Genomic DNA, 10506 nt, shown 5'->3' on the forward strand with positions numbered 1-10506 from the left:
GAATAGCAGGGATATGCTATAATCGGCAGGTAAGGAGGGATGCATCATGCCTTGGTGCCCCAAGTGCAAAGCAGAATACCGGGAGGGGTTCACAGAGTGCAGCACCTGCAAGGTGCCGTTGGTGGATACGCTGCCCGAAGAAAATGAAGTTCTGGAACGGGAGAAGTTTGTTCTGCCGGATGGGATGGAAAAGCCAATCGCGGTTTACACGGCGAGCAATCGGCTGGAGGCAGAAACAATCTGCGATTTGCTGCGTGAGCATGATATTGCTGTGTTGGATCGTCCCGCAGCCTTTCGGCAGATTCAGGCCTACTCCGGTGCGGATGCGCGCTTTGGAGTGGAAATCATGGTAGATGCCAGCCAGACGGCGCAGGCGCGGGCTTTGATCGAGGAAATGAAGCACGATCTGGAGAAGCAGCCGGTGGATGAGGATGAGTTGGCGCGGCTGGCGGAAGAGCAAGCAATGGAAACGCCCGAGCAGCCGATGGAGGACAATGTTTCCTTTAAGCTGCTGCCTGTTGTGATCGGTGTGATCGTGGTTGCGCTGGCGCTGCTGTATTTCGTGGCGAATTAAAGGAGGAGAAGTATATGCCGTGGTGTCCCAAGTGTGGGGCAGAATTCCGCAAAGGCTTTACTGCCTGTAATACCTGTCATGTCAAGCTGATTGGGCATAAGCCGGACGGTACGGAGACGATCGAAGAGATCGCGCCGCCGCCTGAGGGATGGGAGCGGGAAAGTCCGAAGAAACAACGTGTTCTGCGTATTTTGCGTGCCCTGACCATGGTGTTGCTGGCATTGGCGGCAGCGTTGCTGCTGCAAAACCTGTAAACAGATGAAAAAAGCGTGTACTCAATCGAGTACACGCTTTTTATTGCTATTCCTTACAGGATGTCATCGAACAGGCCGGTCATATCCAGCGTTGCAAAATAATCCTTGGGGGTTTCCGCACGGCGGATCAGCTCAACCGATCCATCCTCGCGCAGCAGCAGTTCTGCCGAACGCAGCTTGCCATTGTAGTTGTAGCCCATCGAGAAGCCATGCGCGCCTGTATCGTGGATATAAACGTAATCACCGATATCGATGCGGGGGAGGTTACGGTCGATGGCGAACTTATCGTTGTTCTCGCACAGGCCGCCGGTCACGTCATAGGTACGGTCGTGCAGGGCGTCTTCCTTGCCGAGCACGGTGATGTGATGATATGCACCGTACATCGCTGGACGCATCAGGTTTGCCGCGCACGCATCCAGACCGGCGTATTCCTTGTAGGTATGCTTGTGGTGGATGCACTTAGCAACCAGCGCACCATACGGCCCAAGGATAAAGCGGCCCATTTCGGTGTAGATTGCAATATCGTCCATGCCTGCGGGCGTCAGCACTTCTTCATAGGCACGGCGAACGCCCTCGCCGATGGCCATGATGTCGTTCGGCTCCTGCCATGGCTTGTAGGGGATACCTACGCCGCCGGACAGGTTGATAAACGCGATGTGCACGCCGGTTTCCTTCTGCACCTCGACTGCCAGCTTGAACAGAATGCGGGCAAGGGCAGGATAATATTCATTGGCTACCGTGTTCGAAGCGAGAAATGCGTGGATGCCGAAGTGCTTGACGCCCTTGGCCTTCATATACTTGAACGCTTCGATTAGCTGTTCGCGGGTCATGCCATACTTGGCTTCCTGCGGGGTGTCCATGATCTCGTTTTCCAGCACGAAGTCGCCGCCCGGGTTGAAACGGCAGGACATGGTTTCCTTCCATTCGCCAACCTTGTCATAGTAGTCAAGGTGGGTGATATCGTCAAAGTTGACGATCGCATCCAGATCGCTGGCCAGCTTGAAATCCTCATTCGGCGTGACGTTCGAGGAGAACATGATGTCGTGGCCGGTGATGCCGCATGCTTTGCTCAGAAGCAGCTCGGTGTAGCTCGAGCAGTCGCAGCCAAAGCCTTCCTCGTGCAGCAGCTGCACCAGACGGGGATTGGGCGTTGCCTTGACCGCAAAGTACTCCTTAAAGCCCGGATTCCACGCGAATGCCGCCTTGACCTTGCGTGCGTTTTCGCGGATGGCTTTCTCATCATAGATGTGGAACGGGGTGGGATAGGTTTTTGTAATTTCCTGTACCTGTTCGAGTGTCAAAAAGGGTTTCTTTTCCATTGGTTTTGTTCGCCTTTCCTTTTAGGGTTTATTCATCGGATTGTTTGCCGAGGATGCGCTCAAAACGGCGGCGCATGTCATCCTCGATACGCTGGGTTTCAATTTGGTCGATTTCCGCGATGCGGCCATCTCTTACGATGACGACCATGCCTTCGCCCAACATCGGAGGAGCGTCGGCGCGGGGGAAATTGACCATCTTTCCACCGATTTCAACAACCACATCATCGCCTTCAAAGCGATCGACAATACCGGTCTGTTTCATGCAGCATTCTCCTTGCTTGATGACGGTGGGTGTAGCGGGAAAATGACGGTGCCGCATTCCGCGGTGATGCGGACATCGCTTACTCCCGCAAGGGACAGATTTTGCAGCGTTTGCGGGTCGGGGTGGCCGTAGTCGTTGTCTACGCCGCAGGAGATGACGGCAACGGATGGTTGAATGGTTTGCAGAAAGGACAGGGAAGAGGACGTTGCGCCGCCGTGATGCCCTACCTTGAGCACATCGCAGCGCAAGGATGGGTAATGTGCAAGGAGTGATTGTTCGGCGGCGGATTCTGCGTCGCCCATCAACAGCACTTTCTGCTCATCGGCCTGAAACAGTGTGATGAGCGAACGGTCGTTCAGGTTGCCGTCCGGCACATCGTCTGCGGGGCCGAGAAAGGTGAGCGTAGCGCCGGAGTCAAACGCCAGCGTGTCGCCCGGGGCGGGAATAGTCGGCTGGATGCCCTGCGCTTGCAGCGCATCCAGCAGGTCGGAAAAAGAAGTGGTATTCTGCGTTTCCGGCCCCATATAAAAATGTTCGACCGGAAACGTGTCAAGCACCTGCGCCATGCCGCCGATGTGGTCGGCATGGGGATGCGTCGCCACGGCAGCATAGAGCCGCGTAACGCCGAGGTCTTCCAGATAGCGCACAACCGCCGCGCCGCTTTCCGCAGTACCAGCATCAATCAGAACGGCCTGCCCGCCCGAAAGCAGCAGCGCCGAATCGCCTTGACCAACGTCGATAAAATGCACGGCAGTTTCATCGGTCAGTGTTTGCTGCGGGAGAAAGCGATCAGCAAATTGCAGGATACCGCCCAGAACGAATGCAACGGCGGCAGCACACCACAGGAACAGCCGGAGCCTGCGTTTCATTTATTCTTCGCAGGTGCGGTAGGAGTCGAACTGATCAGTGACTTCCTTGGACGGAGCGGGGGTCAGCAGGCTGACCACAATAATGGCGATCAGACCGCAGACAAAGCCGGGCACGATTTCATACAGCTCGAAGATGCCACCGGACAGCTGCGCCCAAACAAGGTCGACTACGCCGCCGACAATGATGCCGGCATATGCGCCGTATTTGTTGGTGCGGCGCCAGAACAGAGAGCAGAGCACGAGCGGACCAAAGGCGGAGCCGAAGCCTGCCCATGCATATTCCACCAGACCGAGCACGGTGCTGTTCTGGTTGGTGGCGATGAAAACGGCGATCAGCGCAACGACGATGACGCAGATGCGGGAGACCCACATCAGTTCGGACGGCGAAGCGTTCGGGCGGATCTTGTTGTGGTAAAAGTCCTCGGTGATGGCGGAAGCCGTGACCAGCAGCTGACTGTCAGCCGTGGACATAATGGCAGCCAGAATTGCAGACAGGAAAATACCTGCGATAAACACCGGGAAGATACGGCTTACCATGTTGATGTAAATGGTTTCTTCGTTACCGGCGGTGACCAGCAGGCCGTCGCCCAGGAACATGCGGCCGGAAACGCCGATCAGCACGGCGGCGGTCAGCGAGATCAGCACCCAAGTGGTGGCGATGCGGCGGGATTTCTTGATCGCACTGGGCGAGGAGATGCCCATAAAGCGAACCAGAATATGCGGCTGGCCGAAGTAGCCAAGCCCCCATGCGAGCAGCGAAACGATGCCGAGCACGGTATAGGGGGTGTTGGTTTCGCCGTCAACAAACATGTTCAGGAAGTTCGGGTTAAAAGCATCCACCTGTGCAAAAAAGTCGGACGGGCCACCGAGCGAATTGATGGCAATCGTGGGGACTGCAATCACGCAGAAGAACATCAGCAGGCCTTGGAAAAAGTCGGTCCAGCAAACAGCAAAGAAGCCGCCTGCGAAGGTATAAGAAATTACGACAACTGCGCCCACCAGCAGCGATACCAGATACGGGATACCGAACACGGAGGAGAACAGCTTGGCGCAGGAAACGAAACCGGAAGCGGTATAAAACAGGAAAAATACCAGAATGAATACGGCTGCAATGACCGAGATCATGCCGCTTTCATCGTGAAACCGGTTTTTGAAAAACTGCGGAAGTGTGATGGCGTCATCTGCCACTTTGGTATACTGGCGCAAGGGCTTTGCCACCAGCAGCCAGTTCAAATAAGTGCCCACGGCAAGGCCGATGGCGATCCAGCCGGCGGAAATACCGGACAGGTAGGCGGCGCCGGGCAGACCCATCAGCAGCCAGCCGGACATATCCGACGCCTGCGCGCTCATCGAGGTGACCCAGGAGCCGAGTTTGCGGCCGCCGAGGAAATAATCGGTCGTCGTTCGGCTTTTGCCCATAAAGTACATACCGATACAGATCATGAAGATCAGGTATACGACAAAAGCGGCGATCGTAATGATGCTGTCAAAGTTCATGTGTATTTACCCTCCCCAAATTCATGTTTATTATACATGGAAACTGCTTTTTTTGCAAGAACGCGGGGAGAGAATTGCGTGGCAGGATAAAAATATACGCTTTGCACAATTTTATGCACATTTATCTGACGGCAGTTATCAGAAACGTCTGTGCGTGGGACGCAGACACAATAAAAGGGGCTGCGCATGCGCAGCCCCTTTGAATCGGCGGAATATTTATAGTTTCATAGCCCGTGCCAGCTTGCTTTCCGGCTCCGGCACCAGCGAAAGATGCTCGGCAAGCTCGGCGGCAAGCGCATGAAATGCCTCTTCGCTGCCGGCAACATATTCCAGCTCGATTTCGCACAGCGGCGCGGTTTTGTCTCCGTGCCGCAGTGTGCCCTGATCGAGCGCCAGTTCGCACACGGTATTGTCCTGCTGCAGCAGGATGGCGCAGCGGCGGAAATCCACCGTGCAGATGATCTCCAGCGGGGCGGCAAGCGCCTGTGCGCAAAGCGTCAGCGGCGCGCCCCGTTTGGGCAGGATGGAAAGTCCCTCTGCAACCGTCTGCGCGAAGCATTCATATTCCTCGTGTGCGCGCATGCCCTCGGGGGTATTTTCGTTGCGCAGTTTCAGACAGCACACGCTGCGGTCGTTTTCTTTCCGCATGCGCAGCGCGGCTTGCTGCTCGCGCAGCAGACCGTCCGCCGTGTCGAAATACTGCGACTGCATGTGCAGTGTTCGGCTTTGCGTGCCGATGCGGGAGGAGGCCCATAACAGTGCCTGCCCCAATAAGCCTTCATCGGCGCGCCACTTGTATTCCTTCTCCATGCCTTTGTTCATCAGCGCACCTGTCCGTTTCCGTAAATGATATATTTGGTGGTGGTCAGCGCGGTCAGTCCCATCGGGCCGCGCGCGTGCAGTTTCTGGGTGGAAATACCGATCTCTGCACCGAAACCGAATTCAAAACCGTCGGTAAAGCGGGTGGAGGCGTTGACATAGACTGCCGCTGCATCCACTTCGTCGAGGAACCGCTGCGACGCAGCGTAGTCTCGGGTGACGATGCATTCGGAGTGTCCGGTGTTGAAGCGGTTGATATGGTCGATGGCCTCATCGAGCGAATCGACCACCTTGCAGGAAATCTCGTATCCGAGGTATTCGCGGCCGTAGTCCTCGTCGGTTGCGGGCAGCACTGCATTGCCGAGAATCTCCATGGTGCGCGGACAGCCGTGCAGCACAACGCCGTCGGGCGCAAGGCCCTCTACCGCCATCGGCAGGAATGCAGCGGCCACATCCTTATGCACCAGTAGGCTTTCGGCCGCGTTGCACACGCTCGGCCGCTGGCATTTGGCATTGACCAGAATGCGCTGCGCCATTTCGAGATCAGCGGAGGCGTCAACGTACACATGGCAGTTGCCCGTACCGGTTTCGATGACCGGAACGGTCGCGTTCTGCACGACCGCACGGATCAGCCCTGCGCCGCCGCGCGGGATCAGCACATCCAGATAGCCGTTCAGCTTCATCATCTGGTTAGCGCTCTCGCGCGAGGTATCCTCGACCAGATTGATCGCATCGGCGGGCAGGCCTTCCGATTCCAATGCGCTGCGCATGAGCTGCGTCAGGCACATGGAGGAATGAAACGCCTCCTTGCCGCCGCGCAGGATGCAGGCCGATCCTGCCTTGAAGCACAGCGCCGCCGCGTCCACGGTTACATTGGGGCGCGCCTCATAAATGATGCCGATGACGCCCATCGGCACGCGCTTTTGCCCGATCAGCAGACCGTTGGGCCGCTTATGCATACCCAGCACCTCGCCGACCGGGTCGGGCAGCGCGGCAACCTGCCGGCAGCCCTCCGCAATGCCTGCGATGCGCTTTTCGTCCAGCATCAGCCGGTCGATCAGTCCGTCCGCCAGACCGGCGGCGCGGCCGTTTTCAATGTCGATGCGGTTGGCGGCGATGATCTCGTCTGCGTGCGCTTCCAGCGCATCCGCAATGGCGAGCAGGCCGCGGTTTTTATCGTTTGTGCCGAGTTTTGCCACCGCGTGCTTGACACGGCGCGCATCCTCGGCAATTTCCAGCAGTTGCCGCATGGCGTTTCACCTCGTTTATCCAAAAATCAGTATGGAAGCTGGCAGGAATCAGCCCAGCCAGCCGTTGCAGTATGCCTGTACGCCCAGAAACGCGCCGATGGCCCCGCCGATCAGCGCCGCAATGACCTGAGCCTTGGAGAAAACACGCAGATTCCCGCCGCAGAGCACGTCGGTCAGCCGATGAATATGGAATTTGGTCATGCGTGTTCCTCCTCTCGCGCAAACAGCGTGCCGACCGGCCTGCCGTCCACAATGTCATACAGGATATCGTCCTTGTCGCCGTTGGCTACCAGCATGGGGATGCCGGCATCCATGCACAACTCCGCGGCGGTGATCTTGGTCGCCATGCCGCCTGTGCCGTGCGCCGAACCTGCGCCGCCCGCCATGCGGCGGATTTTCGCGTCGATCTTGGACACGTGTCCGATCAGCTTTGCCTGCGGGTTTTTGCGCGGGTCGGAATCATACAGTCCGTCGATATCCGAGAAGATGACCAGCAAATCCGCGTCGCACATGCGCGCGACCACGGCGGACAGGGTGTCGTTATCGCCAAAGTTTTCGATATGCTTGAGCTCGGCGGTAGCGACGGTGTCGTTTTCGTTGACGATCGGCACAACGCCGGTGCGCATCAGCGCGGTAAATGTGTTGTGGATGTTTTCGCGCTGGTCGTCGTCAATGATGTTTTCGCGCGTGAGCAGGATTTGCGCGACGTTGATGCCGTATTCGAGGAACATTTTGTCGTAAATATGCATCAGCTCGCACTGGCCGACCGCAGCGGCGGCCTGTTTCATCGCAAGCTCGCGCGGTCGCCCGCCAAGCCCGAGCTTGGCAGCCCCCACGCCCACCGCGCCGGACGAGACCAGAACCATGTCAAACCCACGGTTTTGCAGGTCGCTGATCGTGCGCACCAGCCGTTCGATGCGGCGGATGTTGAGTTTTCCGTTTTCGTATGTCAGCGTTGAGGTACCCACTTTGACCACGATGCGGCGTACCTCGTTGATATGCAGCATAAATCTCACCTGATGTCTGTCCGGTCGTTCATCCGGACGGAATAATTCATTCTTATTTTAGCACAGTGCAGCGTATCACACAAGAAAAACACAAATCTTTTACAAATTTGCGCGCTGACATCGTTGTGTACAAAAAACGGGGGTAGGACAGCGTATCTTTGCACAGATTTTGTGTTCCAAAAGGGGACGGGTTGTGGTATACTATATTTTATCATATTATGCCTTTTCAACGACTTTTTTGCGAAAGGAAGGATTTGCATGGCAAATCGTGTGACCATACAGATTGCAGGACAGCAGTACACCATGCTGGCGGAGGAATCTGTGGAATATATGAACGAGGTGGCGGAACTGGCGCAGCAGACCATCGCGGAGTGCGGCGGTTCGGCGTCGTTTGCGTCCACACGGGCGCTGGCGCTTGCCACGGTCAACCTTGCCGATGAATATATCAAGGCCAAGACAGCGGCGGAAGCTGCTGAAGCCAAGTGCCGCGCACTGGAGGCGGAGAACACCGCTCTGCGGCAGCAGGTCAGCCGCAACAGCGCAAATCATCCGGGGAACCGTCATAAATGAGTAAGGTAGAATTGCTGGCACCCGCCGGTTCACCGGAAGGGGTGCGCGCGGCCGTGCAGTCGGGCGCGGGCGCGGTGTATATGGGCTTTGGCACGTTCAACGCGCGCCGCAACGCGCAGGGCTTTTCAGCGGATGAGATGGCGGATGCCATCGCCTATTGCCGCGCGCGAAATGTGAAAACCAATATCACGCTGAATATTCTCGCAGGCGACCGCGAGCTGGATGCGGCGCTGCGTGACGCAAAGTTCTTGTACGAGGCGGGCGCGGATGCGCTGATCGTGCAGGACTTGGGACTGGCGCGCCTGATCCATGCGCACGCGCCGGATTTTGCGCTGCATGCGTCCACGCAAATGACCATTCATACCCTCGATGGCGCAAAGCAGGCACGCGACCTCGGCTTTTCGCGCGTGGTGCTCAGCCGCGAGTGCACGCGGGACGAAGTGCGCCTGATTACCGAACAGGCGGGCGTGGAGACCGAAGTCTTTGTGCACGGTGCGCTGTGCATGTGCTATTCCGGGCAGTGCTATCTGTCTGCGGTCATCGGACAGCGCTCGGGCAACCGCGGCTTGTGCGCGCAGCCCTGCCGTCTGCCGTACAGTGGGGGGTATCCGCTCTCACTCAAGGATCTGGCGCTGGCGGGGCATGTGGCGGAGCTCGCTGACCTCGGCGTGTCCTCGCTCAAGATCGAGGGACGCATGAAGCGGCCGGAATACACCGCGATCGTTACGAAAATCTATGCGGATTTGCTGCGGGAACACCGCAACCCGACATCCGAGGAGCGAGACACGCTGCGGCGCGTCTTTTCGCGCGACGGCTTTACCGACGGTTACTACACCGACAAAAAGGGAGATGCGATGTTCGGCACCAAGACCGACGTGCCGCTGCATGAGGTGCAGTCTCTGTATGATGAGGCGGCGCACCGTTTTGCTGAGGGCAAGGAAGCGCCGCTTGTGCCGGTTTCGCTGTGCTTTACCGCGCGCGAGGATACGGGCGCGGTGCTCAGTGCGGACGGTGTTTCGTCTGCCGCGGCGGTCGAGCGGGCGCGTACCCGGCCGACGACGCCGGAAATGGTGGAAAAATCTCTGCGCAAGACCGGCGGCACACCGTTTTATGTCAACCATCTGCGTATCGAGGTTGCGGACGGCCTTGCTATCCCGGCCTCGACGGTTAACGCCATGCGGCGCGACGCGCTTGCGTTGCTGCTGGCAAAACGCGCGGCCCCGCCATCCCGAGACTGGCTGGAAGGGGCGATGCTGGCGCGTGACGATGATAGCCGCCCGCGAACCGGCTTCTGCGGCTATACCGCGTCCGTGCGCACCAAGGCGCAGGCGGACGCGCTGCGCGATTTGGGGCTGGAAACCATTTATGTGCCGCTGGATGTCGCGGCACAGACAGGTCTGCCGGTTATCCTGCCGCGCGTCTTTTCGGATGCGGAGCAGGGGAAAATCGAAATGCTGCTGGGTCAGGCGATGAGCCGCGGCACGCGGGTCGTGCTGGCGGGCAACATCGGTCAGGTTGCGATGGCGCGGCGGCTAGGCTTTGCCGTGCGCGGTGATTTTGGGCTGAATGCGTTCAACAGCAAGACGCTGCACGCGCTGGCTGAAATGGGCATACAGCGGCAGACACTGTCGTTTGAGGCGCGTTTGGCGCAGATCCGCGACATGTGCGGCCCACTGGAAACCGAAATGATCGTCTACGGCTATCTGCCGCTGATGATCTTTGAAAACTGTGCCATCCGTCGGCAGCACGGCGGCAAGTGCAGCTGCGAGAACGGCGTCACCTATCTGACCGACCGGCGCGGCGAGCGCTTTGCGCTGCTGCCGGAATACGGCTGCCGCAATACGCTGCTGGGCAACCGTGCGCTGTGCCTGCGTGAGGATGTGCGGCCGCTGGGCGTGCAGACCGCGCGGCTGCTGTTTACAACCGAATCTCCCGAGGAATGTGTGCGGATTGCCTGCGCATTCCTCGAAGGCAACCCCTTGGAGGGGGAATTCACCAACGGACTATATAAAAGAGGAGTCGAATAATGCAAATCGTTCTGGCGTCCGCATCGCCGCGCAGACGCGAACTGCTGGCGCTGATTAC

At 58.1% G+C, this 10506-nt stretch carries 12 protein-coding genes; 4 read left to right on the forward strand and 8 right to left on the reverse strand.

All coding sequences use genetic code 11. The annotated features are described in order from the left end of the window. The first annotated feature begins 46 nt into the window (after nt 1-46). Together ABGT74_RS10465 and ABGT74_RS10470 are read left to right on the forward strand one after the other, a co-directional pair. Complete coding sequence (locus ABGT74_RS10465) at nt 47-574, forward strand: DUF2007 domain-containing protein (protein WP_346705478.1); 528 nt, start codon at nt 47-49, stop codon at nt 572-574. A gap of 14 nt (nt 575-588) precedes the next feature. Then, a complete protein-coding gene (locus ABGT74_RS10470) occupies nt 589-828 on the forward strand; it encodes a hypothetical protein (protein ID WP_346705479.1) in 240 nt (79 codons plus the stop codon). 53 nt (nt 829-881) lie between these two features. Here the strand turns inward: ABGT74_RS10470 and ABGT74_RS10475 are convergent, their stop codons facing one another. From ABGT74_RS10475 to proB, 8 genes are all read right to left on the reverse strand, one after another. Continuing rightward, nucleotides 882-2147: a diaminopimelate decarboxylase gene (locus tag ABGT74_RS10475; RefSeq protein ID WP_297283853.1), complete on the reverse strand. Its 1266-nt coding sequence runs from the start codon at nt 2145-2147 to the stop codon at nt 882-884. Between the two features lie 28 nt (nt 2148-2175). Then, nucleotides 2176-2409 carry a DUF3006 domain-containing protein gene (locus ABGT74_RS10480; RefSeq protein ID WP_297283854.1) on the reverse strand — a complete coding sequence of 78 codons (234 nt, stop codon included), beginning with the start codon at nt 2407-2409 and terminating at the stop codon, nt 2176-2178. Next, on the reverse strand, nt 2406-3278 hold the full coding sequence (locus ABGT74_RS10485; RefSeq protein WP_297283855.1) for a ComEC/Rec2 family competence protein: 873 nt from the start codon (nt 3276-3278) through the stop codon (nt 2406-2408). The genes ABGT74_RS10480 and ABGT74_RS10485 overlap by 4 nt, the downstream gene beginning before the upstream one ends. Next, nucleotides 3279-4775 carry a sodium/proline symporter PutP gene (gene putP / locus ABGT74_RS10490; RefSeq protein ID WP_346705480.1) on the reverse strand — a complete coding sequence of 499 codons (1497 nt, stop codon included), beginning with the start codon at nt 4773-4775 and terminating at the stop codon, nt 3279-3281. A gap of 216 nt (nt 4776-4991) precedes the next feature. Beyond that, nucleotides 4992-5597 (reverse strand): CYTH domain-containing protein, encoded by a 606-nt coding sequence (locus ABGT74_RS10495; RefSeq protein WP_346705481.1) that lies wholly within the window; start codon nt 5595-5597, stop codon nt 4992-4994. Further along, a complete protein-coding gene (locus ABGT74_RS10500) occupies nt 5597-6844 on the reverse strand; it encodes a glutamate-5-semialdehyde dehydrogenase (protein WP_346705482.1) in 1248 nt (415 codons plus the stop codon). Before ABGT74_RS10500 ends, ABGT74_RS10495 begins: the two co-directional genes overlap by 1 nt. Before the next feature lie 48 nt (nt 6845-6892). Further along, nucleotides 6893-7045, reverse strand: a complete 153-nt coding sequence (locus tag ABGT74_RS10505; protein ID WP_297283911.1) for a hypothetical protein — start codon at nt 7043-7045, stop codon at nt 6893-6895. Continuing rightward, nucleotides 7042-7851, reverse strand: coding sequence for a glutamate 5-kinase (gene proB / locus ABGT74_RS10510; protein WP_297283912.1), 810 nt, complete (start codon nt 7849-7851; stop codon nt 7042-7044). The genes ABGT74_RS10505 and proB overlap by 4 nt, the downstream gene beginning before the upstream one ends. 258 nt (nt 7852-8109) lie before the next feature. On the opposite strand from proB, the gene ABGT74_RS10515 reads away from it, so the two are divergent. After that, nucleotides 8110-8421, forward strand: a complete 312-nt coding sequence (locus ABGT74_RS10515; RefSeq protein WP_297283913.1) for a cell division protein ZapA — start codon at nt 8110-8112, stop codon at nt 8419-8421. Continuing rightward, nucleotides 8418-10448 carry a U32 family peptidase gene (locus tag ABGT74_RS10520; RefSeq protein WP_346705483.1) on the forward strand — a complete coding sequence of 677 codons (2031 nt, stop codon included), beginning with the start codon at nt 8418-8420 and terminating at the stop codon, nt 10446-10448. The genes ABGT74_RS10515 and ABGT74_RS10520 overlap by 4 nt, the downstream gene beginning before the upstream one ends. Nucleotides 10449-10506: the final 58 nt, after the last annotated feature.

Source organism: uncultured Agathobaculum sp. (assembly GCF_963927765.1).
GTDB lineage: Bacteria > Bacillota > Clostridia > Oscillospirales > Butyricicoccaceae > Agathobaculum.

Excerpts from the sequence above, each read along its gene's own strand:
- ABGT74_RS10465 (WP_346705478.1), top strand. The coding sequence starts at position 47 with ATGCCTTGGTGCCCCAAGTGCAAAGCAGAATACCGGGAGGGGTTCACA.
- ABGT74_RS10470 (WP_346705479.1), top strand. The coding sequence starts at position 589 with ATGCCGTGGTGTCCCAAGTGTGGGGCAGAATTCCGCAAAGGCTTTACT.
- ABGT74_RS10475 (WP_297283853.1), bottom strand. The coding sequence starts at position 2,147 with ATGGAAAAGAAACCCTTTTTGACACTCGAACAGGTACAGGAAATTACA.
- ABGT74_RS10480 (WP_297283854.1), bottom strand. The coding sequence starts at position 2,409 with ATGAAACAGACCGGTATTGTCGATCGCTTTGAAGGCGATGATGTGGTT.
- ABGT74_RS10485 (WP_297283855.1), bottom strand. The coding sequence starts at position 3,278 with ATGAAACGCAGGCTCCGGCTGTTCCTGTGGTGTGCTGCCGCCGTTGCA.
- putP (WP_346705480.1), bottom strand. The coding sequence starts at position 4,775 with ATGAACTTTGACAGCATCATTACGATCGCCGCTTTTGTCGTATACCTG.
- ABGT74_RS10495 (WP_346705481.1), bottom strand. The coding sequence starts at position 5,597 with ATGAACAAAGGCATGGAGAAGGAATACAAGTGGCGCGCCGATGAAGGC.
- ABGT74_RS10500 (WP_346705482.1), bottom strand. The coding sequence starts at position 6,844 with ATGCGGCAACTGCTGGAAATTGCCGAGGATGCGCGCCGTGTCAAGCAC.
- ABGT74_RS10505 (WP_297283911.1), bottom strand. The coding sequence starts at position 7,045 with ATGACCAAATTCCATATTCATCGGCTGACCGACGTGCTCTGCGGCGGG.
- proB (WP_297283912.1), bottom strand. The coding sequence starts at position 7,851 with ATGCTGCATATCAACGAGGTACGCCGCATCGTGGTCAAAGTGGGTACC.
- ABGT74_RS10515 (WP_297283913.1), top strand. The coding sequence starts at position 8,110 with ATGGCAAATCGTGTGACCATACAGATTGCAGGACAGCAGTACACCATG.
- ABGT74_RS10520 (WP_346705483.1), top strand. The coding sequence starts at position 8,418 with ATGAGTAAGGTAGAATTGCTGGCACCCGCCGGTTCACCGGAAGGGGTG.